Source organism: Microbulbifer maximicatervae (SeqCode), assembly GCF_052467325.1.
Map to the genome: position 1 here is coordinate 5,136,567 of NZ_CP174310.1, position 24,567 is coordinate 5,161,133.

The window sequence follows — 24,567 nt, forward strand, 5'->3', positions numbered from 1 at the left end:
TATTTGCAGTTTACTTGCTCATTGCTCCATCCAATGTCTTGCTGGGATTAGGGTTCACATTTAATTCCGCTCGATTCTTTTCAAATTTCATCGTTTTTAACCTTTTCAGAAAAAAGCAGTTTCTGAGGGGGTATTCCTGCCTGGTAAAAGTGATTAAGGAGAAAACTATGGCGTACAGCGAAACTCTGGCTGAAAAAGTGCGCAAATTACTTCAGGGAAATGAAGGCCTCAGTGAAAAGCAGATGTTTGGAGGTCTCGCTTTTATGTTGAATGGCAATATGGCCTGTGGGGTTGTTGGAGAGGAGTTGATGGTCCGGGTTGGGCCTGATGAGTATCAAACTGCGTTAGCCGAACGCTATACACGGCCTATGGATTACACTGGGCGCCCCTTAAAAGGCATGGTATATGTGGAAGAAGATGCTGTCGCAGAGGATTTGGATAACTGGGTCAGTCGTGGAGCGGTATTTGCGGGTTCACTTCCTCCAAAATAATCGCTTATATTCACTGAACTTAGAAAATTAGTTTCTTTTTATTGCGTGGTGAGTGATTAGCAGTCAGGAGTTGGCGTGTGTTCGCTGTTTTCTACGCGTTGACTTCTGTTCGGCCTACACTCAGCGAAATAAATGTGACCCCGGTTATATTCCCTCTTGGTCCTTGCTGATTTACCGCTCAGTAGTCTGAAAGGATATTGATTATGTATTTTCTCGAATTGAATAACGGTGTAGAGATACCTCAGCTCGGTATGGGAATGGCTGCGATTGGCAGCTGGCAGCAGGATGATGAGTATGTAACAGAAGTTATTTTGAAAGCCATGTCTGTGGGATACCGTCATTTTGACACAGGATCGGTCTACGGAAATGAGCGAGCTCTGGGAAGAGCGATCAAAGAATCCGGCCTAGCGAGGGAAGAGCTTTTTATTACCAGTAAAGTTTGGGATACGGAGCAGGGAACCAATAAAACTCACGATGCATTTGCCCGTAGCCTGGAGCGATTGCAGCTGGAATACTTGGATCTATATCTGATCCATTGGCCTATGCCGGCCTATACCCGGGAGACCTGGGGTGCAATGGAGGCGCTTTACCAGCAGAAAAAAGTGCGGGCCCTGGGGGTATCAAACTTTCGTAAATCTGATATTGAACAACTGGCGACTTTCTCGGAAGTGCGCCCAGTTTGTAATCAAATTGAACTGCATCCCTACTTCACTCAGCAGCCTTTAGTCGATTATTGCCAGTTCCATAAAATTGCGATTTGCAGCTGGTCCCCTTTGGGGTCGGGATCTACATGGAGCGGTGTCGAGGCTCATGAAAAACCTCTCATAGATCCAGTAATTGTGGATATTGCGCAAAATCACGGGGTGACTTCGGGGCAGGTTATCCTTAAGTGGAATATCCAGCAGCATCGCATAGTTATTCCCAAGGCGGAAAGCCTGGATCACATTCGCAATAACTTCTTATTATCTGATTTTAATTTGAGCAATGCGGAGATCCAGGCAATTAATGGATTGAACTGCAATAAAAGGTTGGGCGGTGATCCCGACTATGTTAATCAGAAAAATATAATGGTCAAAGTGCCCGATTAAATTTTTTCTAGCAAAGCATAGGTCGCTATAGCGCAGGCGGAAGTAACATTCATTGAGGAATTGATACCCTGCATAGGTATGTGTACCACAGCATCTGCCAGTTCCAGAAGTTCGGGGTTGACCCCATCCTTTTCAGAACCCAATACCAAACATATTTTATTCCCTTTGGAAACGGGGGTATCTTTGAGTTCGACGCTATTTGAGGCAATCTCCAGGCAAATTAATCGATAGCCCTTATTTTTTAAGGTTTGCGCGATATTGACTGCAGATGAGTGATATTCGTAGGGAACGTACTTTTCTGTAGACCGGGAAACTTTCCGAATTTTGGAATTAGGTGGAACCAGGCTTTCACCAGTTAAATAAATTTTCTCTACGCCGAGTGCATCGGCGATACGAAATAGGCCGCCGATATTACTCGGTGTGCCGATATCGGTGGCTAAATAGCATAATGGGTAAGTGTCAGTGCTGGGTTGATGACTACTGTGATCTGTCTGCATTTTTCGGTTTGTTACTATAGGAAGTGGGGAAGTCACCACTTCCCCAGGAAAGTACTGCGGTATTGATGGGGGAGTTAGCGGCTGCTCTCTGCGATTTCGAGAGCCTCCTCGGTGACTCTTTGCGCAGCGGCCTGGCGATTACGCATCTGTTCTACCAGGGAGGGCTCCCGGTTGGCCTTCTGGTTCTGGATATGTACCGCTTGCCTGTATACCTTATCTGACACAATGAACTCTTCCGCTCGCTGGTTGATTTCGCTGTAACGTGTATTCAGTTCTGAGATCTTCTTGGATAGATGTTCAAGATCCAGGATATCGTCGAAGTAAAGGGCGATCAGCCGCTCGCACTCCCTGGCGATCGCCAGGTACTCGTTGCCTACCTGTCGGTGTCCCTCATAGTTCTTTTTAAAATTGAAGAAAGTTTGCACACCGCCCAATAGCGCGGCCAGCAGGGCCAGCGCCGCACCGCTCCACTTGGTCCAATCAGGCAGCTCCGCATTGATCAGGGAGAAGAAAAGCGAACCGAGGAATAAGTTGACGACGACGATGGGCACCCCGCAAAGCACATGCAAATTGCGCCCCTTCATAGAGGCTCGAAAGTGGCTGTGTTTGCACAGGTGAGCATTCCAGCGGAGCTTCTCCAGTACTTCCACAGTGTTGGGTATAGTGCTCATGATTCCTTTCCGCCCTCATTCTACTTCTAGCTATTGTGGGCGATAGTTTGACGGATGTCAGCGAGATGTACAAAAGTGATGGCACAAAGGACTACTTTTTCAGTCTTGATAGTCAGGTATGTCCATATTTTGGGGTTCGTATAAGTGATTACATACCCTTGCTGCTCGCAATGCCTTCAGTTACATAGATTGCTATTTGATCACTGAACATCAGCTATTTAAGGGATTCAACGGTGTAACACCCAATTCCGTAAGGGAATTTTACTCTAGGAATAAAAAGAGCTGCGCAAAAGGACCAGTTTCTTGTATTTTTATCGGCCATCTTGACCGGGGAGTTTATACCCCTCCCAAGATTCAAACTTATAAAAATTAAACCCTTGAGTAGTTGGGGGCAGGTATGTCAATCGCGCGGCAGCGCTTTATAGTTTTGGGTCCTCTTTTTGCTGTGGCCTTCTATTTCTTTTTATCTGCGTTGGGAATGCAGTATCTACCGGCAGTAACTGCTGCAATTACCTTGTTAACAGTGATCTGGTGGATAACGGAAGCACTTCCAATCCCCGCAACGTCACTGGTGCCTTTTGTCCTCTTGCCTCTATTTGGAGTAGCGGATCATCGGGAGGTGGCAGCTTCCTTGGGAAGTCATGTCATTCTGTTACTGATGGGGGCCTTTATTTTGTCCAAGGCCCTGGAGAAAAGTGGGGCTCACGAGCGCCTTGCCCTGTATATGTTGCGTATTGTGGGCGTCTCCAGCGGCCGCAGGCTGGTGCTCGGATTTATGCTGGCAGCAGGCTTCCTGAGCATGTGGATTTCCAACACTGCTACCACATTGATGATGCTGCCTATAGCCCTGGCAATTCTCAGTAAGATCGACAACGAGCGCTTAAGTATTGCCCTGATCCTGGGTATTGCCTATGCCGCAAGTCTGGGTGGGGTAGGTACTCCTCTGGGCACGCCGCCCAATGTTATTTTTATGGGAATATACGAAGAAGTAACCGGACGAGAGTTTAGCTTCTTGGGTTGGATGAAAATAGGAGTCCCAGTTGCTTTGGTGACGCTGCCTATAATGGCCCTCTGGCTGACCCGTCATGTGCATCTGAAAAATGACATTGAGCCCCCTCAAGTGGGAGAGTGGAGGCAAGAGGAAAAGCGAACCTTAATGGTTTTCGGTGTGGCAATTCTCCTATGGGTTACTCGCAATGCACCGTTTGGTGGTTGGAGCGAATTGATAGGTATTGATGCTGCTGGTGATGGAACCGTGGCTCTAGCAGCCGTTGTCGCTATGTTTCTAGTGCCTAACGGTAAGGGAGGGCGCCTGCTCGATTGGCAGACGGCAGAGACGATCCCCTGGGGAATGCTATTACTGTTTGCCGGTGGTATAGCGCTAGCAAAAGGTTTCTCCAGTTCCGGCCTGAGCGATATGCTCGGCAACGGTCTTTCTTTCCTGACGGCGATGCCACTGTGGTTGCTGTTGGTCATTCTATGCCTAAGTGTGACCTTCCTGACAGAGATAACCAGTAATACAGCTACGGCAACTCTACTTATGCCAATTTTAGCTGTAGCTGCCACTTCAGCGGGTTTTGAGCCCATGGTGCTGATGATACCTGCGGCGATGAGTGCCAGTTGTGCATTTATGCTGCCTGTGGCTACTGCGCCCAATGCGATTGCGTATGGAACCGGTAAAATACGTATACAGGACATGGTGCGAGAGGGCGCGATACTTAGTGTGACAGCATCGCTGATAATAGCAGGGATGAGCTGGTTAATCCTGGCTGGATAGTGTTTGTCTCCATCATAGCCAGTGTGAGATGTGAATAAGCAGGCGAATGGATAAAAGAAAAATAGATAGGAGAGATAGAGTTCGATGAATAAAACCACAGCAACACTGTTGCTCACCCTTGGTTTAACAGGGTGTGGCGAAGAGAAGAGCAACCAAGCTGTAGAGGAAAAAACCTTGTTTAGTGAGCAAACCTCTGCTCCTGTAGCAATGAAAGTACCACACAAAATGGTTATGCATGGCCATGAGCGCATCGATAATTACTACTGGATGCGCGACGATGAACGTAAGGCGCCAGATGTTATTGCTCATCTGGAAGCAGAAAATGCTTATACCGATTTGGTAATGCACCACACTGAAGAGTTACAGGAATTACTCTTTGAGGAAATGACTGGCCGCCTGGAGAAAGATAAATCAACGGTTCCCGTTTATTATAATGGCTACTGGTATTACAGCCGCTATCTTCCTGAGAAAGAATACGCGATCCACGCGCGACGTAAAGGGACCCAGAAAGCACCTGAAGAGGTTATGCTGGATGTGAATGTGCTGGCTGAAGGCCACGGCTACTTTAGTGTAGGGCGCCTGGCGGTTTCTCCCAGTAATCAATTGGTAGCATATCCTGAAGATAGTGTTGGGCGCCGTGTTTACACGATTCGCTTCAAGGACTTAAAGACTGGTGAGATGCTGCCAGATAAATTGGAGAATGCTTCACCAGTTGCCGTTTGGGCAAACGATAACCAAACTGTCTTCTATATCAATAAGGACCATCAAACTCTGCTCGGCTATCAAGTAATGCGCCATAAGCTGGGCACGCCGCAGAGTGAAGATGTTGTTGTTTACGAAGAGATAGATAAGGCTTTCTATACGTGGATTTCCAAATCCCGGGATGGAGAGCTGATACGCATTCACCACAGTTCTACAACTAGCAGTGGCCAGTCAATCCTGGATGCGAACACTCCTCTTGCTGATTTTACTCCCTTATATCCCCGGGAAGAGGATCACGAGTATTCAGCGTTAAAGTTAGGGAGTGATTTTTATATCATGACCAACTGGCAAGCTGAAAACTTCCGCCTTATGAAGGTTGCCATGGACGACGCAACAGATAAGTCTAATTGGCAGGAAGTCATACCTCATAGTAGTAAGGTTTTGCTGGAAGATTTCACTTTATTTGATCATCATCTGGCAGTAATAGAACGAAAAGCGGGGCAAACGGGTCTCCGAATCATTAATTTAGAGAATAATAAGGACCTCCAAGTAGGTTTTAATGATCCGGTATACAGATTGGGCTTGAGTGCAAATCCAAACTTGGATTCAGAGAGTGTTCGAGTATCTTATTCGAGTTTAACGACACCAAATAGTGTTTATGAAGCCAAGCTGGATAGTGGCGAGTTGGAATTACTTAAGCAAGACAAAGTTCTGGGTGGTTTTGACCCAGAGCACTATCAGAGCGAGGGTATCCTGGTAGCAGCACGCGATGGTGTTAAAGTGCCGGTATCTTTGGTTTATCGTAAAGATAAATTCAACAAAGATGGCTCTAATCCATTATTGCAATATGCCTATGGCTCTTACGGCAGCACCGTTGATCCCTGGTTCCGTTCTTCAGTGGTGTCCTTGCTTGACCGAGGTTTTGTATTTGCTATTGCCCATATTCGTGGCGGCCAAAAGTTGGGGCGTGCCTGGTACGAAGATGGAAAGATGTTCAATAAAAAGAATACTTTCACTGATTTCATCGACGTTACTAAGGCGTTGGGAAAATTAAAATATGGCGCCCCTGATAAAATCTTTGCTTCAGGTGGTAGTGCCGGGGGGCTGTTGATGGGGGCGGTAGTCAATATGGAGCCGGATTTGTACCGGGGAGTTACTGCGGCGGTGCCATTTGTTGATGTGGTAACTACCATGCTTGATGAGTCAATTCCCCTGACTGTTAATGAGTATGACGAGTGGGGCAATCCTAATAATAAGGATAGTTATGAATATATGCTTTCCTATTCTCCCTATGACCAGGTGAAAGCTCAGGATTACCCCAATATGTTGGTAACCACTGGGCTACATGATTCCCAGGTGCAATACTTTGAGCCAATGAAATGGGTGGCAAAGTTACGCGAATTGAAGACCGATGAAAATCAGTTGTTATTCAATACCAATATGGAAGCAGGTCACGGTGGCTCTTCGGGTCGTTTCCGTCGCTATAAGGAGACCGCTTTACAGTATGCATTTTACCTCGATTTACTTGGCTACAAAAATGGAGAGACCGATAAGAAAGTTAAGCAATAAATGCGTTATGCTTATTTTAGCGATATAAGTCTGATTATGGGTGGCTAATTATTCTTTACATCCTTAATTAAATCTCATGTAAATAAAGGGGGGGCGGCTCCCCTTTATTTGTTGGAAGAATTGAACTGTCCTTTTCTTTTACAGCAATCTGAAATATTTACCTCTAGAACCTGTTGGCTTTTCGTATTGTGTGGGCAGGCTAAGCGTGTACAACACTTTTTAGTGTTCCGCTAAAAACTAAATACTTTGAATTTCTAGTTATAGGCGTAGAATGAAGGTGGATTTATCTGGAAGGTCTGAATTATGCGTGAGTTCGCCGCCATTGAGGCACCTGTGATTGATCGATTTGGAGGGTTAGACGGACTTCAGTCGAAGCTGGTTAAGCCCAAGCCTGCGCAGTTCCTGAGAGAGATACATGATAGCCAGTGGTTGTCATCGGCATCCCGGGCTGTTTTCCAAGCCGGTTTTAGCTGGAAGGTTGTTGAAAAAAAGTGGCCGGATATAGAGAAAATCTTTTATGGCTTTGATGTTTCGTTCTGTCGTTACTTGCCTGAAGAGGCACTAGATGACCTAATGCGGCAGGAAGGTATGATCAAGCACTGGACTAAAACTCGCTCCATTCAGAGAAATGCAGACTTCTTCTGGCATTTATCTAATGAGCATGGAAGTTTGGGCCAGTATTTTTCCAGCTGGAATACAGACAACTATATTGAGAATCTTCTGTACCTACGTAAAGGTGGCGATCGACTTGGTGGTAAGACTGCCCAAGTATTTCTAAGACGAATGGGAGTTGATACTTTGGTTTTTGCGAGTGATACCATTCGAGCCCTTATTCGAGAAGGGGTTGTCGACAAGTCCCCCTCCTCCAAGAAAGACTGGGCAGCATTAAAAGCAGCCATTGAAATTTGGCAATCCCAGTCAAATCGTAGTTTAAATGAGATTAGCCAGATATTGTCACTTTCGGTAGGCTAAACAACAGAGGTATTTAGTTGGTAGAAGTACCTGCTTGGACTTCTATCAATTAGAGGGTTTGATCGAACACTATTCTTCCATGTCTGCCGGCATAACCTGAAAATCCACCGATAACGAAGCCTCATACTGAACTTCATCGAAGGAGTTAACCCCAGTTTCTCTATATGCTTCTGAAAAGCTAATTTCAGCTTACTATTTCTAGCTCTGGAAGCAGTAACGATAATCTCTTCTATTGCTCCAGCTCTTGCTGTTCCATGGTAGTTGACATTCTTCACAGTGAATAAATAAGGGTCCGATTCAGTACCAGCTTATAGTGTATTAATGGGATTATATCAGTTTTATAAACTTCTCAGTTTCGGTAGACCGTTACAGCTGTAACAGTTGAATGAAAGTGTATGCTATAAAAAATTGGCCAACTTTTATTCGTGCAGATTCGCTTTACTCGGTGATAGTTTAATACCGTTTATCGCTATGGAGTTACCACTTATCGCCCCCAGGCGGCCCCCAGAACCAGTTCACAGACAATCGATTGCATTCCTCTAAAGTTCACGCCGGTCCTTAGCGTGGAGATACAAATTCAGGCGAGGATATTAAGTAGTAATGAATTATTTTAGTGACATACGAGTTGGGCAGAACTGATGGGCTTACTAATAAATAAAAAGTTATTGGCACTTTCTTTAACAGCATTGCTGGCCGCATGTGGCGGTGGGGGAGGAGGTTCCTCTTCAGATTCAAGTAGTTCTTCTACAGATAGCGGTAGTGGTCAGGGTAGTAGTGGTCAAGGTAGTAGTGGCGAGGATACGTCTGGCGATGATAATACGCCGATTTCCGATAATGTCGGTACCACAGTTGTTCTTGGGGATGTGGAACTTACTGATTTGGGGTTTGCGTCATTGACCGCTATTGATGTAACCCTACCAGAAGGAATGAATAATGCTCGTGAGGTTTATCAGATGGCGCACTACATAGCGCGTACTGACGGGGAGCAGGATGAAGAGGATATTGATATCCCGATTCGCAGTTATACTGCGACCTGTGCGACAGACACTGACACTCCGAGGATGTTTGTTTCTACTACTTTGTCAGAGGGTGACACTGCTGCGGATACGACCCACGGTTCTGTTTATGAGCTGCAGTATGATCCAGATACTTCCAGTTTTGAGCCAACAGGAAATGCTACGCTGTTAAACCAGTGTTATGAATCCCACGGCATAGCCGTAAGTTCCGATTGCTCCACGGTAGCAGTTCTATGCAATACCGAGTATCAAGCCAATGAGCGCTATGACGTCGAGGCTGATCTTATTGAGCAATATGGTTCAACCTGGATGAAAATGGAAGATAATATTGACACCATTGAATCCCGTATTGAGAACGAAATTGGTCTTTTGGTTGCTACCAACCACAGTAAATATATTGATTTCTTTACAGAGCACCCCTCTCTGACTTTTGATGATTTCCTTGCTGGCTTGGAGGCAACCTTCCCTGATACTGATTTTGGAGACTCACCTTCATTCACCACCATTAAAGGGTCAGATATGCAGGAGGAGATGGATTATATTATTTCCAGCCTATCCTCTGGTGACTTTGATGATTTGTTGCAGCATATTCGCGATGCCAGCTACAGTTATAACGAGCAGATCTGGCTTTTGGAATGGGAAAATCAGTCTTTGGATGAAGTTCCCGATGCTTATGTAGTCAATAAAATGCATGGTGGAACTCATCTTGGCGCACAAGAGCTGATTTATGTTGAAGATGACAGCCAAGGTCGTAGTAGCTACGGGTTCTCAGTTTCTGCGCGGGTATTTGACGGGAATGGGAGTTCCCATTATTCGGCAGGCTTAACGGTTATTGATCGTAATAATTGGTCTCTGGATATGAGTAGCACAGATAATCGCGGTTGGTATTGGGCCTGCGGTGATGGCCACGTTGTAAATATTCGCTCGTTCTATAATCCAGATAATGAAATGTTCGGTGCGATTTGTACCAGTGATTGGAATGACTGGATTGGCAGTACTCATGGGCAGCTGGGAACTATTGCCGTTAAGATGGAAACATCCAGCTCATCAATTGAAGGGCGTTTTAATCACTTCGTGCCTTCAACGTCTGCGATGGTATCTAATGGTGGAGGTCACACTGTTGTACCTGTGGATGCGAATACCAACCTCTCCTTGATCGTCTCGCCTAAATATATTGAAGATGCGGATATGGATCGTTTTCTTGAGGATGAGGTTGGTGTTGATCTATCTGGGGAGGGGCCGTTTGATGAAGATTGTGCAGACTACGACACCACAAACTGTTTCCTATCTTATATGAGTTACAACTACTGGGAGGGTGATGACAGTTTCCCCACAATAACCAGGCAAGGACTATATTCTGGTGATGCATTAGATTCCAGCTCATTAACCCGTATTGGCATCGCCAAGGTCAGCTCTACTGGTAGTATGGAGGGGCAGGGCTTTAATTGGTTGGTCGAGGACGATGATTGCCAAATCAGTGATCCACAACTTATTGATTTAAAAAATGGACGTTACTTATTTGGGTATGCAAAATTTCAGTGTATTTCTGACAACCTCGCATATAACCGTATTTATGCCGATAACGGCTCTAAGCGATTATTAGTGCCAAAGGCCTTCTATGTAATGGAAATTGATGCAGATTTAAATGTACTTGAAGGGCCTGTAGAATTGCCAAATTATGGTTGGGGTGGCTTGGATGAGCCTATGTATTTAGGCGATGGAAAGGTGGCTTGGACTTATATCAAGAATCCAACGCATGATAACTATGTGAGTGGTCAGCAAAATGTTTGGCAGGCAATGGTATATCATTCAAATAGCGTGAACTGATAAGGCTGGGGGAGCTATACCTCCCCCTTGTTAATAATTGTAAATAGTTTTCTATAGCCTTTTGATACCCTTTTCGCTTGGGCTGAATCGTGATTTTCTGGAGCTTACTTTCTTGGCATCTCATTTTTTTCGCTTGATTGTGCTCTAAATTTATCTTTCTAGCTCTATTTCCCTTTTTGTTTGCCTCATAATTATTATTAGGTGTCGCTATTCTTTTTGTTGATTTGCTTTCATGTTCACACCTTGATGTCAAGCGGCGCCCTTCTTTTTGAGTTGTTGCGGACACATTTTACGGTAATGTGGATTTTCTGCTTGTGGGTGCTTAGAAAAAATTCTAGTGCATATATGAAGCGAAAATATGACTCTTATTACATTTGTGCTTTTTCTCAAATTGTTATTTGTTGTTTTAGGCTTTTCTTGTAAAAATGTTCTTTACGGAATAGTATTCCGGCAATTTTTTACATTTTAGAAATGTTTGTAAGTGCAGTTGTTTAGGGGCACTTTCTGGTTACGTACTTAAAACAATAAGAACTTGACCTTTATTCTTACGTTAAAGAAACGTAAGTAGCCTACAAAAGCATCGTTCTGGGGGATGAAGAAGCATGTTAAAAATGAAATCGGTATTGGGTTGTCTTTTCGATTTTCGACCCCCCCCTTAAATTAGCATTATTTTTTACTTTTGCAGGTTTCGTTGGAACAGCTAATGCCAATGAAGTCGAGTGGACAAGTGTTGGCCATGAAGTATTGACTGGGGATTATGATGGAGATGGTAAAGATGACCTCTACCTGTCACCAAATCCCAATTATGTCTTACTTCGCGGAGATGTAATTACCCCTATTGTTACTGATTCGTTGTACGAGGCAATTGTACTGCTTTCTAATGGTGATGGGACTTATAGCGTGGTCTCTTCTCCCAATCAGTCAACGCTGGATAGTGTCAGTTGGTCCAGTGCACGCCAATCACTTTTGACGGGCGATTTTGATGGGGATGGTAATACTGACTATTTCCTGCAAGGCACCAGCGCCAGTGATGACAGCCTGATTTTATTGTCGGGGAACACTCCTGTTATTTCAGATTATTTGGATAGCAATTTATTTGCATCTAATCGGGCATCGGTGTCGGTATCGGATGTTGATGGTGACGGGATTGATGATCTGCTGCTTGAAGGCTCTGATAGTGTTCATGAAGTAGCTTACGGTGATAGCAGTGGTGAACTATCAGCGCTTAAGGTTTACCTGGATAGCAGTAGTAGTTTTGTCGCCCTTTCGAAAGGCAATGCCGGGGTGGGGCCCACCGGAACAGCTTCATATAATATGCCCCTTGAGATCCCTGTGGGTATTAACGGGATTGAGCCTAAGCTCTCTTTAGGATACAGCAGTCAAAGTGGTAACGGCTTGCTGGGAATGGGGTGGCAACTAAACGGCCTTTCCTATATTCATCGCTGCAAGCCTACTCTGGCAACAGAGGGCACGTCTGCCCAATCGGGGGCGGAGCGTTACAGCACCAGTGAGCGCCTTTGTCTGGACGGGAAAAAACTGATTGCAGTTAGCGCTGCCAGTGATCCTGCAACCAATAGCCAATACTGGGCAAGCGGTACAGAGTACCGCACTGAGATTGATACATTTACCAAGATAGTTTCCAGTGGCTCACAAAGTAATGGGCCCAAGTATTTTAAAGCCTGGACCCGCAGTGGCTTGATTCTGGAATTTGGTAATACTTCCGATAGTCGGGTGGAGGCCCCAGGCCAATCCAGCGGTCCTATAGGTACCTGGGCTGTCAATAAAGTAACCGACCGTTTTGGTAATAGTTATACGGTTACCTATTACGAGGATAATTCTTCTGGTGAGTTTTATCCCCAGCGAGTGGATTATAGTCCCGATTCAGCTGTGCGTTTTGAATATGAAGATCGCGAGACTGGTAGTGCCAGCTATCTGACAGATCGCCCCTGGGGTTATGACGATGGTGGCAGTATCGTCACCAGTAAGCTTCTTACATCTGTAACCACCTATATTGGTGTTACCAGCCCCTCGAGTTCTACCAGTGGAACCCCTGTGCGTGAATACAATCTGTATTATGAGCGAGGAGGCCTTTCTCATCGTTATCGCTTAGCTGGTGTTATTGAGTGCGGATACCGCGATGATGGTTTTACTCAGGATTGTGCTCGACCAACAAAATTTTCTTGGCAAGATGGTAATACAGAGTTAGAAGAGAGTAATTTTGGTCAGTGTGACTTGGATATTACTCCTTATTTAGATGATGCATTTTCACCAAAGGTTATTGATGTTGATAATGATGGTTTTCAAGATATAGTTTTTAGGCTCGGAAAAGTAGAAGGAGTATTCACTAAGTTTAATTGGGCTGTTGCTCGTGGAAGAGATGATGGTTGCTTCACCCTTGTAGAGCCTACAACAGAGGAGGGGGTTATTAGGCATGGTACGGATTCGGGTGAAATTGCTCAGCCTATAAGGTTGGGAGAAGAATATGGGTTATTGCTAGGCAACAAGAGCATTGATTCAAATGGAAAAAATTCATTATATTTGTATGTTCTTCGTTTTGATCTCGATACCCCTGGAGCTTCAACTGTAACGAATATTTATCCTCAGGATGGAATTTGTTGTGGTGATATGGTCTCTCCAATTGCTTCAGCTCTGGTTGCAGATTTCAATAATGATGGACTAGATGATTTTTTTCTAAGCCCTTTTGGTGCTGCTGGCAGAATTTGGTTGAGGAATGATAACAATTGGATTGACGGCGGAGATAACTTTACTTATGTGGAAAGTGAAGGAACTCTTTTCTGGTCATCAGATAGCTACTCCAGTAGAGGACTTTTAGTAACTGATGTAGATGGTGATGGCCTACTAGATATCTCTTCTAGGGATACTGAACGTTTCTTTTTACGAAATATCGGTGATGGTGAGTTAGTTAAATATGCTGAAGTGAGCTTACCAAGGGGTGATGGAGAAGATATCACAATCACTCAAACAGTTGGTCGTTTAATTGAGCGCTATGATACTAAAAACGGGTTTACTTATTGGTTGTCCAGTTCGAAGCGTGAAGTGTCAACACCCTATGCAACAAATTATAATGGTATATTTGTAGATCTTAATAATGATGGGTTAAACGATTACGTTGTTCGTGTAACTGATGATGGTGAGATAGATGGATCTTGGCGGATTTATCTAAATGAGGGGGGTGTTTTTGGTTCGGAAATAGATACGGGGATTAGCTCTGGGGATCACAAAAATCAAATTTCATTTTTGTTAGATTTCAATAAGGATGGAACTCCAGATATTGTTTCTCAAAAAGCTGATGGATCCGCTTGGCGTGTATTAATAACTACTCAGAGAATAATGCCGTCTGGAGAAGTAGTTGCCGACTTTGAAAGTGTTGACGCTGATCCATTTGATGGTGCCCTGAATGGATTACTTGACTTTGATATATCCTCTGATAGTGGGCCATTATTTGAGGATATAAATAATGATGGATTAAAAGATGTTTATTATCGCGATGAGAACTCTGATGGTGATGCCAAGCTTCTATTTGATATAGGAAGCAAATCTGACTTACTTGTCGAAGTGGAGAGCAGCTATGGTGTTAAGACTAAATTTTTATTTAGTCCATTAGATAGTCGCCTAGTAAATGGTTCACCGCTGTATGAAGGGGGAGTTGGGTTAAAGTTTCCTGTTATTAATACAATACGGGGCCAGCATGTAGTCTATAAAACGCAAATTAGTAATGGTTTGGGGGGCTTTAATAATCGCTTCTACCACTACAAGGGGAGTAAGTTAGATCTTCATGGCCGTGGATATCTGGGGTTCGAAGAGCAGACAATAGAAGATACTGTTTCCGATTTGGTTACAACCAGCGAATACTTACAAGAGTTTCCCTATACTGGATTTTTGTCTTCCAAGACGATTAAAAACTCCAATGGCAAGTTGGTAGAGCTAATCGACAATAGTTACAAGCTGCATAGCAGTAATGATCGCTTCCCCTATTTAGCCGATAGTATTACCCGTGAATACGGCTTAACAACGAGTAGTGCATCGTCTCCTCTAAAAGTTAGCAAAATAGAGAGCAGTTTTGATGCCTACGGAAACCCGCTAACAGTTACTTTAACCTCCGGTACAGGCCTCTCTGGCAGTACGGTGACAGGGATGGAGGGCACTAAGAAAACAGTTAGTAGTGTTTCCCCGAATGAAAGTGACTGGCTGATTTCCTTTGTGGATAGCCGTACGGTAACCACCAATAATGGCAGTAGTTCTGACCAGCGTTCCTATACCCACACCTACACTGCAGAACCGGATACTCTTGCGGTAGCGGTCAGTAAGGAGTTTGTGGGCGAAGATAACTGGCTGCAAAGTACTTACACACGCAATAGCCAAGGCTTGGTGACCAATACCAAGGTTACCGGTGGCGATATCGATGGTGGCACTTTAAGTAGCCGCTCCATTGAAACGCTCAGTGATTTCCTGGATCAGCTCTATCCCCAGACTGAAAAAAATGCACTGGAACATACCGGCACCTTAACCTATGACACGCGGTATGGCCTGGTTAACTCTACTACCGATGCCAACGGGCTGACCCAAACTACGCTGTATGACGCATTTGGCCGTGCTGAGGTTGAGCAGTCTGCAGATGGCACCTACACAGAAATTTTCCGTTATTTCTGTGATTCTGGTGAAGTGTCTTGCCCTGCAGACGCTGTATATGCGGTAATTTCTGAGGTAACCAATGACGCGCTGCCTGGCTATCTGGGCGCCCCGACCTCAGCGGTCTACTACGATATGCTGGGGCGAGAGGTGCGCAGTGAGCAGCTCACCATGAGTGGCGGCAGCGTTAAAGTGGATACTGAGTACAATGCGGCTGGCCAAGTCTACCGTGAGTCAGAGCCTTTTACTGGAAGCTCAGCGACGGCCTGGACGACTTATACCTATGACGAGCTGTCGCGGATGGAGACTAAGCAGCGTGATGCAGGAGGCAGCCTTGTAATTAGTTACAGTAGCGACAGTACTTACGCACAAAAAATAAAGCGTACGGTGACGGTAGAAGATGGTGATGGAGGCAGTAGCCAGCAAGAGCACTATACCTACTTGAATAGTTTGGGTCAGGTTGTTCGTGTTGTAGATGCTAATAGCACACCTATCTCCTATGAGTACGATAGCCAGGGTAACCTGGTGCAAACTGAAGTTAACGGTGATTCGAATAGTCAGATTTCTATTGGTTACGACTTGTCTGGCAATAAAGTTCAGATACTAGACCCCGACTCGGGGCAGCTCAATTTTGAATACGATGGGCTGGGTCAGTTGCGCAGGCAGACTTGGGCGCAGGGAACGGCTAATGAAAAGTATTTTACCCAGGAGTTTGATTTACTGGGCCGGGTTACCTCCCGTATAGATACCGCCGCAGATAGTACGTCTGAGACCAGCAGCTGGGTTTACGATACAACCAAGTACGGTCTGCTCAGTAGTAAATCCAAGGCGGACTTTAGTGAATCCTATCATTACGACAGCCTGACTCGAGTCGACCAGATATCGACAACAATCACTGGGCTGGGCACAAAGAGTTTTTCTTATAGTTACGATGCTTTCAGCCGGGAGCAATCAGTTACTTATCCTGGAGGCTTTGCTGTTGAGCATAGCTATGACAGCAAAGGTTTCCCGCTGTACGCCTACGATATTACCGATCTCAGTGCCCCAGCCTTGCTGTGGCAGGCGGATGATACTGAGGATGAGCGGGGCAACCTGATCTATCAGCAATTCGGTAATGGCCTGGTCAGTAAAAGTACCTACGATAGCGACAGTGGCTTGCTCACCGGAATTATTACTGGAGATGGAAGCCTGGGGGGGACGGTTACCGGCAATATTCAATCCCTAAGTTATCAGTATGACAGCATGGGCAACCTGTTGAATCGGGCGAGTAGCAGAGAGGACAGTGCGGGTTCTGCGCAGGAAGCTATTGTCGAGAGCTTTACTTTTGATGATCTTAACCGCCTGACCAAAGCGAGTACCACGGGCCTTTCCTCTGGCAGTCGGGTTATCAATTACGGTTATGATGACCTGGGTAATCTGACCTCCCGTACCGATGTGGGCACCCTTAAGTACGAGCGTAGCGGTAATGCTGGCGTCCATGCGGTAACTGAAGCGGGCGGTCTTTCATACCAGTACGACGTTTACGGCAATATGACGAGCCGGGCAGGTGTTGCTGCGGAGTACGATGTATTTAACAAGCCCGCCCGTATCGATAGCACCTACTTCAGTTATGGTCCGGACCGCGCTCGCTATAAGCAGGTCAATGATTCAGCAACTACTTACTACCTGGCGGGAGGCCAGTATGAAGTAGTGGTTGGGGAGAGCGGCACCACCCAAAAGAGCTACCTGGGTAGCTACCTTTTGCACAGTGAAGCTGATTCCGGCGATACGCAAATACTCTATATGCACCTGGATCACCTGGGGTCTGTAGAGAGTATTACCGATGCTGATGGCAACCCGGTGGAGCGGTTAGCCTACAGCCCATTTGGATTGCGCCGCCTGGATGATTGGAGTGATGGCGACCCAACTGGTGGTGACCCAGAGGCCCTACCGACTGCAAAGGGTTTCACCGGTCATGAAATGCTGGATCAGCTCTCTTTGGTGCATATGAATGGGCGTGTCTTTGACCCAATTGTTGGGCGCTTTATGAGTGCAGATCTGTTGATTCAGTCGCCCTACAATACCCAGAGCTTTAATCGCTACACCTATGCCTTTAATAACCCGCTGAGCTTAATTGACCCAAATGGATATGAAGCTTGTTATCAGTGGTACTCTGCTGGTAGACCAACGGGTGTGTATGGTGGAGACTGTGGGCCAACTCCTACACAGATGGATATGTTGCAGCATCAGATGCAACTTCAGCAGTTAGCTTATCAACAGCAGCTAATGGCAAGTCTGAAGATGTCATTACATTACCTAGCTTACTCGTCCCAGCCTCATTATGCGCAGAGCTTTGCCGAATTTCATACTTTAGTTTCAGGTGATGATTTTTATGTCAATAATCAGAGGCTATTTGAAGAAAGCACACTTGACGAATCTATTAAAACGGGTGTAAAAGCTGGCGGAATTACTGCTGCTATTGCTGCCAGTCTGGCTATAGCACATTACGGAAAGAAAAAGAAAATCAAAGAGCAAAAACTATTACCTCATTCACGAGGCGTTGGTGGAAATGGTGCAGCATCTGAATTGGGTAATCTAGGGTCAAGAAGTGCATCGGAAGTTGCTGAGATTCTTCGGGATGCGGGGTTTGAGGGAAAGTCAGTAGCAAAATCGGGCTATCAACGCTTCAGACATAGTGATGGGTCAGAGGTATGGGTTAATTGGAAGACAGGCCGAGTTGTACGAAACGCGGCGCCTAGATATGGGGCAGATGGTGCACGAATAAATAGAGGTCAGCGACTTGGGCCAGATGGTGCAGAAATCCCTCGCCACTTGGATCATAGTGAACATCCGCTTGAAGTGTTTAATCCTTAAGGAGATATTGTGACACTTTTATCATCAATTGATATTAGTTTTATTGAAAATGTTAACTTGTCCGATAGAAAAAAATTTATATTAACGGTGTCTACCAATGAAGGTGTTAAAGATGTTCAGTTTTTGAGAATCTTATATCTCAGCATATCCAACGATATATTAGATATGGAGGAAGATGAGATAGCAGTGGTTGATGTTTCTCATGAATATCGAGAAATAGAAGAAAAAGATGTTAGTTATTATTTGTTTGATTTAGATGCTCAAAGTATGATTAATAGAAAATTTCATATAATTAAAATTCATGGAAGTACTATCATTGATATAATTTGTGAAGATTTAGCTCTTAAAGTTAGAAGTTGAGGTGATGATATATTTAGAATAGAGTAGAACTTCTTCCGATGGTCATCAGCGCTAAATAGCTCGAGTCTAAAGTAATGTGGCAATAAGCTCCATAGATTAGAGAGGGGTTCTAGTAGTATTGTTGATGACTATCTCTAACAGTCATCTCAACTTGGTTTAGCGCTAAGCGCTATGAAGTTGTGGAGAGTTTCACCTGGGGCTTAAAATATTGAATTTGGATAAAAGCAGAAGAATAGCGTTGGGAAACCACATGGGAATTAGCAGGGTTTAGCAGAAAGGAAGCGCCGGCAGTCGTTTATAACGCTGAACTAGCATTGTCGAGTTGGATGCAAGCTTATCTACCCCCCCCTGCTGACTCACCAGGCCTTTAAAGCGGCTTTCAAAATTTCGATTTAGGTAGAGCCAGTGTTTTGGTGAGATACCCATCCGTTTGAGAACAGGGAAGATGTCATGAGAAATAGCGCCGCGCTTCCTCGGATCTAAATGTCCGGCTCTCCAGTTTACCAGTACCAAGTAGCGATCTAACTGAAAAGGCAGTCTCTTAAACGTGTTCATACGCTCGCCAACCACAAGTGGTAGTTTTTTGGGGGTCCATTCGAGCTTGCTGTGCGCTTATTCCTTTTTGATTTAAATCGTTTTCTGGTTAATTGTCATTGTGATCGGAGTGTGTTTATTTGCTAGATTCAAATAAAAAGAGTAAGGCTTAGCTTTGACCTATCCAATTTATAGAGCCCAATTTAATCCTCTAAGGGATAATAGGCCCATGACGTTTATCTGTGATCAACTTATAGTTTGGATTGGTGTGGGTAGCCTCACCTAATAAAACACTAAGTTATAATAAACTCTAGTAGAATGAAAGCATGATGGATCATTATTGGATGACTTCAATCTTGTCAAATATTAATATTTATTTGATAAATCCAGATCAGTAATTTTTATTAGCTTTTGTTAAAATAAAAATTCTTATTCTGATCTGGATATTTTTTACATTAAATTCTGTTGATTATCTAATTAGAATGGAAAGTAATTTAATGTTTCCTCCAGCTGAACAGTTTGAATCATCTATTATTAGATTTACTTCTTTTCCTGCGGTATGAGCGCTAAGGGCAATAGAAAGAATATGGTCCAAATTTGGTGCACTTTCATCGGCCTGAACCATGTACACTGCATCGCTACAATCAAGTGGGTCCGGCATTTCATCTTTTAGTGTTAGGTTTACTCTTTTAGTGCCCCATCCAAGAGAAATCTGTTCGATGGTTGTCCACCCAGAGTATTCTGCTGCATAGCTATGAGTGCTTAGAAGACCTGCTGTTAGAATTGCTGCTAGTTTAGATCTCATAATATATATTGGTCCCTGCTTTTGGTATAATTGTGTTAATTGTCTATTCCACAGTTTTATCGGCAACTTCTGATTTTGCGTATTTTAATACACAGATAGTTAGAGTAAGGTGGGAGACTTTACTATTATATGATGTTGGCTCGCATTAATCCATCCGCTCTGCGGATGGTGTATTTTTCTGGTTCAAGTTTTGAGTGTTCATTGTGGTCAACAGGATATAATGTACGTTCTAATTTATACATTTGTATTACTTCATCTTTTTTCTCAGGTTGTTGATGATGGCTTTAGGGGTTTTTATGTCTTAACTGGTTAAATAGTCCTATTTAGAGGTAAGATTTCCGTACCTTTTTCGATCTGTATAGACTTTGACCTGTTATGTTGTCAGGGTGATGCCGCCACCTCTTTTTTCAGCCAAAAAATATAAGATTACTCTGTATTTGACTTAACCAATTAGGGTGGTTGTCACTTTTGAGTCATGTGGCGATTAATATAGGAACAATATAGTTTTAAGGGTGACTTAGTGTGACTGTTGGTGTAATCTCATCCGGGTTTTGAGCCTTTACAGTTTTGTATTTACAAGTGAATATTTATATTCTGTCAGCTAGAGTGAGCATTAGTTATGAAAAAGATTTTTTTATTTTTAGCGGCGATTGGTTTTTCCAATTCAGCACTTGCTTGGACTGGTGTACCTTTACCCCTGAACATGTTTGGCTTGGTCTTGATGGTGAAAATGTTTGGGTAAAGTTTGAAGAAGGAAATTGAATCTTCAAAACTTCTGATGAAACAACCGATCGCCAGCTTAATTCAATTTTATCTATGACGATGGCTGCTTGTAGTGGTCTAATCCTTCCGGACACTTCGTTAAGATGGTAAAACTACCTAGCGAGGTGAAGTATGACAACAAAAGGTACACGCCGGAAATTCAAGCCGGAGTTCAAGAAAGACGCCGTAGCTCTTGTCTCAGAACAAGGGTATTCGATTTCCAAGGCCGCAGAGGCTGTAGGAACCACTGCTAACAATCTGCGACGCTGGATAAAGGAGCTGGAGCAGGAAGAGAGCGGAGTAAGGTTGGATTCGGGCGAACGAGCTGAACTGGATCAACTGCGACGTGAAGTAAAGCAATTGCGGATGGAGAAGGAAATCCTAAAAAAGGCCAGCGCCTTCTTTGCGAAAGAAATGAAATAAAGTACGAATTTATTAAAAAGCAGCAAGGTAGCTTTCCAGTTAGAGTGCTCTGCCGAGTAATGCAAGTAAATAAGAGCAGCTATTACGAATGGTGTCGTCGTAGTGATAGCCCAATAGATGGCCAGATTTGGCAACTATGCCATCGATTGAAGGCCTTATTTGCAGAATCTCGTGAGAGTCTCGGAAGCCGTCGGTTAATGAAGCTGTTGCGCAAAGAAGGCTTTGAAATTGGGCGTTATCGAGTCCGCAAACTCATGAAAAAGCTCGGCTTGGTAGTAAAACAGAAGAAGCGATTTACACTAACCACAAATAGCAAGCACCAACTGCCAGTTGCTGAGAATCTTCTAAATAGGGATTTCTCACCGAGTGCTAAAAATCAAGTTTGGACTACGGATATTACCTATATCTGGACTTTGCAGGGTTGGTTATACCTAGCAGTGGTAATTGATCTTTATTCACGCCGGATTGTTGGCTGGCACTTAGACCGCCAGATGGAGACGGCCCTGGCAAGTCGTGCACTGGTTATGGCTATCAATTTGCGCACCCCAACAAAAGGTCTGCTGCATCACTCTGATCGAGGTAGCCAGTATGCCAGTCATAGCTACCAAGCGCTACTAAAGCAGCATGGAATGGTGTGCTCAATGAGCCGCAAGGGAAATTGTTGGGACAATGCACCTACTGAGCGTTTTTTTAGTAGCCTGAAGCGGGAATGGTTAACAGGAAACCTCTATCCGACAAGGGAGGGTGCGATAACAGACGTGAGGGCCTATATTGCGTATTACAATTCACGCAGGATACATACAACACTGGGGGACGTAACCCCTATCGAATTTGAAAAATGTGCTTAGGAAAGTGTCCGGTTGGAGTTGACCACAACAATTGTAGGTTGTTTGGTGTTTATAGGAGTTTAGTGGCGTGAGCTTAAGTATTATTTAAGGTGATGTTTTATTGGGTGAGACTTGTTTTTTCGCGACAAAAAATACTGACCCTTTTTCTGGCTGCCACTCTTTTTCAATACTAAACCCAGCTTGAGTGAGTTTATTTGATAAGTCTTGCTTGTCAAGCGGGTTAACATAAGGGGCTAACTTTAAGAACTGCATAATGGGCAATATAAGTCTCCATTTGCTATTTTTGAGTAACGCTGTGCTAGAAACAAATATACCTCCAGGCTTTAATAGTTCATAGGTTCTAGCCATTGCTGTATCTATATCTTGCAGTAGATGTAGGATATTTAATCCTAAAATGGCATTGAAACTCTCACTGGTAAGCTTCAGTGTATCTAACGTTCCTTGCTGAAATATAATATTTTTTATTGAGGCATCTATCGTTTTTTGTTTGGCAATTTCCAGCATCTTATCAGAGATGTCGGTAGCAATAATGTTGTTCACATGTGGTGAATGATGAATAGCTGTGCTGCCGGTACCACATCCAAACTCAAGTACAGACCAGTTTGATTTAAAATACCCTTGTGTTATAGCCAGTTTCCTTTTGTAGGCATCTAAATCTCTTATTGGGCTTTTCTCGTATCGGGCTGCAGTTTTGTCCCAAAATGTTTTTGAATCTATCACTTTTCATTCCCTCTTTAGGCTTGGTTGCTGATGTTTATGTAAACTGTGGATAATATGCTCAATATAAATTGCTCTCACGGTTTCTAGTTGTTGCCGGCTAACTTTTCAGGATGGAAGTAAGCTTTCCATATTTTTGGAACTTTAGTGGCTACCATTGTTCTCTACCCAAAGGTGATTACTGCATATATTTATATCTCGAAATTTCTACTAAGTGTTTAACTTCCGCGCCAAAATTTGTACTAGAAATATAATGTGTATTTATTTTGGGTAGATAGCTTATTCTTAATTACCTATCTTGATATATGTATAAACATAAAAAATGAGACTCAAATAATTTCCTTTACTTTATATGGGTTAAGTCAAATTTTATACGAAGCCTGCTTTCTCCAAATATATCAATCTTTCAATTTTGGGGGGCTATATCTCAAATTTGTGTAAGCATTACTCACTTTCTCTCTGGTTCACTTGACACGGTTTAGGCTTGGGAAATTAGAGATTTTGAGAAATGGATCACACTGCATTAAGTTCAGAAGCCTTTCTTGACCGGCCGGTCAACTTCATTGTCGCCCTGGAGATCTATGTGGCGCTATTAGTCATATTCTTGGCACTAATTAACCAGATACCTTTCGCAAGCCATAAAACAGTCTCGGCAATATAAAAAGACAATTTAAAAATTGGGAACAAGCCCGAGCAAAATAAAAGGACATCACAATGACACTTTATCAGCGATTGGGTGCGAGCTTCTCTCTACTATTGGCTGGACTCTTGGGGTCGACTTCAGCGAGTGCAGATAATTGCTACATCCTGGTTCATGGCCATGGTACTGAGGGCCATATTAAACAGCGAACCGATTCCCAGGGGAATCTTGAGCAGCCAGCTTTGGATTACTGGAGTGAAGCGTACTTCGATGAGTATACGGGTAGTGACTTTATTGAGCAGTTGCGTGTAAACGGCGGTAATTATGGTGTAGTTGGGTATAACTCTACCGATGAAGGCGAGATGCCATATTGGCATGACGGCACAGCGGGTGAAATTGCCCGGCAGATTATTGCCATTCGCAATGGGGAAGGCGATGACTTTGAGCACGAAAACCAGTGTGCAGCCGATGATACTTTCTATGTGATTGCACACAGTCAGGGCGCTACCCAGATGATGTATCTCGCTGGTAATGCGATCCCGGGTTCGCCCTACTATAACCGCGCCTACAACCAGTATGATTCCAACACCGTGACCGAAACCTCTGAAGTTTGTTCTGGTTCCTGGTTTTGGAAAAGCTGCAAAACGAAAACCGAAACTGTAAATGTTGCCGGCCTGGATGACGATTACGCAGTTGAAGTGGATTTTGAAACTGCCATCAATGGCATCGCAGCAATCTTTACTACTGGTGGCGCAATAACTGGCACAGAGGGCGTTGACCGTTTGTGTAATGGTAGTTGGATTGAAGACTTGATCAATGACTGGTTTATCGGTCGTGAGTGTTCAGCCGTACGCTACCTGCAGACCAATGATGTCTATGCTGTACGCAACTATGTTGGCACCAACCTGGCCGCGCCGGTTTATACTATTGGTGGCTATGCGGGCTTCCCTGGTATCGAGAGCGCTAGCTCCCTGTTATTAAGCGGTGAGGACGATGGTTACATCAACTTGGCTTCCCAGATGAACTGTTCTGGATCTGCCAAGCGTAACTTGTGGTCAAACCTAAAGGAATATAAGACTTTCCTGGGAGTTGCTTACGGGAGTGCTATCTTCTCCTGCGATAATGACAACAAGGGAACAGCGCGTTCCTATAACCTGGCGAGTATTTATACCGATCATGACGCTCAGCGTAACGGCGGTATTATGGCCCCAGACTACACCGGTATCCCCGATGGCCTGAACTGTGGTGCCGGTAAAAATACGGCTGGTCGTATTGCTGCCTGCACAGAGTAATTAGCTGATCGTTTTAAAGAGCCCGCTTTTACGCGGGCTTTTTAATTTGCGGGAACCTAATATTTACTGCTAT

16 protein-coding genes are annotated in these 24,567 nt (G+C 44.2%); 11 read left to right on the top strand and 5 right to left on the bottom strand.

Annotated elements, in window-relative coordinates; genetic code table 11:
- The first annotated feature begins 167 nt into the window (after positions 1 to 167).
- A complete protein-coding gene (locus ACJJIE_RS22805; RefSeq protein ID WP_282933807.1) occupies positions 168 to 491 on the top strand; it encodes a TfoX/Sxy family protein in 324 nt (107 codons plus the stop codon).
- A 203-nt stretch (positions 492 to 694) separates the two neighbouring features.
- The gene (locus ACJJIE_RS22810; RefSeq protein ID WP_282933806.1) at positions 695 to 1,579 is read left to right on the top strand and encodes an aldo/keto reductase; all 885 of its coding nucleotides are present in this window, start codon (positions 695 to 697) and stop codon (positions 1,577 to 1,579) included.
- On the opposite strand, the gene ACJJIE_RS22815 is transcribed toward ACJJIE_RS22810, so the two are convergent.
- Positions 1,576 to 2,076, bottom strand: a complete 501-nt coding sequence (locus tag ACJJIE_RS22815; protein ID WP_444893068.1) for a TrmH family RNA methyltransferase — start codon at positions 2,074 to 2,076, stop codon at positions 1,576 to 1,578. The genes ACJJIE_RS22810 and ACJJIE_RS22815 overlap by 4 nt on opposite strands.
- 74 nt (positions 2,077 to 2,150) lie before the next feature.
- Positions 2,151 to 2,747, bottom strand: coding sequence for an SLATT domain-containing protein (locus tag ACJJIE_RS22820; RefSeq protein WP_444893069.1), 597 nt, complete (start codon positions 2,745 to 2,747; stop codon positions 2,151 to 2,153).
- 397 nt (positions 2,748 to 3,144) lie between these two features.
- Between ACJJIE_RS22820 and ACJJIE_RS22825 the strand changes: the two genes are divergently transcribed.
- The 6 genes from ACJJIE_RS22825 to ACJJIE_RS22850 all read left to right on the top strand — a co-directional run bounded on the left by ACJJIE_RS22825 (position 3,145) and on the right by ACJJIE_RS22850 (position 18,473).
- On the top strand, positions 3,145 to 4,524 hold the full coding sequence (locus ACJJIE_RS22825) for an SLC13 family permease (protein ID WP_444893070.1): 1,380 nt from the start codon (positions 3,145 to 3,147) through the stop codon (positions 4,522 to 4,524).
- Between the two features lie 84 nt (positions 4,525 to 4,608).
- On the top strand, positions 4,609 to 6,795 hold the full coding sequence (locus ACJJIE_RS22830; RefSeq protein WP_444893071.1) for a S9 family peptidase: 2,187 nt from the start codon (positions 4,609 to 4,611) through the stop codon (positions 6,793 to 6,795).
- A 303-nt stretch (positions 6,796 to 7,098) separates the two neighbouring features.
- Entirely contained in the window at positions 7,099 to 7,767 is a 669-nt protein-coding gene (locus ACJJIE_RS22835) for a DNA-3-methyladenine glycosylase I (protein WP_444893072.1), read from the top strand.
- 638 nt (positions 7,768 to 8,405) lie between these two features.
- Entirely contained in the window at positions 8,406 to 10,610 is a 2,205-nt protein-coding gene (locus tag ACJJIE_RS22840; RefSeq protein ID WP_444893073.1) for a hypothetical protein, read from the top strand.
- 744 nt (positions 10,611 to 11,354) lie between these two features.
- A complete protein-coding gene (locus ACJJIE_RS22845) occupies positions 11,355 to 18,113 on the top strand; it encodes an FG-GAP-like repeat-containing protein (protein ID WP_444893074.1) in 6,759 nt (2,252 codons plus the stop codon).
- A gap of 9 nt (positions 18,114 to 18,122) precedes the next feature.
- Positions 18,123 to 18,473 carry a hypothetical protein gene (locus tag ACJJIE_RS22850; protein ID WP_108734133.1) on the top strand — a complete coding sequence of 117 codons (351 nt, stop codon included), beginning with the start codon at positions 18,123 to 18,125 and terminating at the stop codon, positions 18,471 to 18,473.
- 267 nt (positions 18,474 to 18,740) lie between these two features.
- On the opposite strand, the gene ACJJIE_RS22855 is transcribed toward ACJJIE_RS22850, so the two are convergent.
- Both ACJJIE_RS22855 and ACJJIE_RS22860 read right to left on the bottom strand, forming a co-directional pair.
- Positions 18,741 to 19,028, bottom strand: coding sequence for a hypothetical protein (locus ACJJIE_RS22855; protein WP_444893075.1), 288 nt, complete (start codon positions 19,026 to 19,028; stop codon positions 18,741 to 18,743).
- Between the two features lie 448 nt (positions 19,029 to 19,476).
- Entirely contained in the window at positions 19,477 to 19,812 is a 336-nt protein-coding gene (locus ACJJIE_RS22860; RefSeq protein ID WP_282933795.1) for a hypothetical protein, read from the bottom strand.
- A 619-nt stretch (positions 19,813 to 20,431) separates the two neighbouring features.
- Here ACJJIE_RS22860 and ACJJIE_RS22865 point away from each other — a divergent pair.
- Entirely contained in the window at positions 20,432 to 20,554 is a 123-nt protein-coding gene (locus ACJJIE_RS22865) for a hypothetical protein (RefSeq protein WP_444893076.1), read from the top strand.
- Positions 20,555 to 20,706: 152 nt separating this feature from the next.
- Positions 20,707 to 21,845, top strand: a protein-coding gene (locus ACJJIE_RS22870; RefSeq protein ID WP_282932108.1) for an IS3 family transposase whose coding sequence is annotated in 2 segments (ribosomal slippage) — positions 20,707 to 20,956 and positions 20,956 to 21,845 — 1,140 coding nt in all. Because the reading frame shifts where the segments join, the coding sequence is not laid out codon by codon here.
- Positions 21,846 to 21,929: 84 nt separating this feature from the next.
- Here the strand turns inward: ACJJIE_RS22870 and ACJJIE_RS22875 are convergent.
- On the bottom strand, positions 21,930 to 22,565 hold the full coding sequence (locus ACJJIE_RS22875; protein WP_444893077.1) for a class I SAM-dependent DNA methyltransferase: 636 nt from the start codon (positions 22,563 to 22,565) through the stop codon (positions 21,930 to 21,932).
- Between the two features lie 711 nt (positions 22,566 to 23,276).
- Here ACJJIE_RS22875 and ACJJIE_RS22880 point away from each other — a divergent pair.
- Positions 23,277 to 24,494 (top strand): hypothetical protein, encoded by a 1,218-nt coding sequence (locus ACJJIE_RS22880; protein WP_444893078.1) that lies wholly within the window; start codon positions 23,277 to 23,279, stop codon positions 24,492 to 24,494.
- The last annotated feature ends 73 nt before the right edge of the window (positions 24,495 to 24,567 follow it).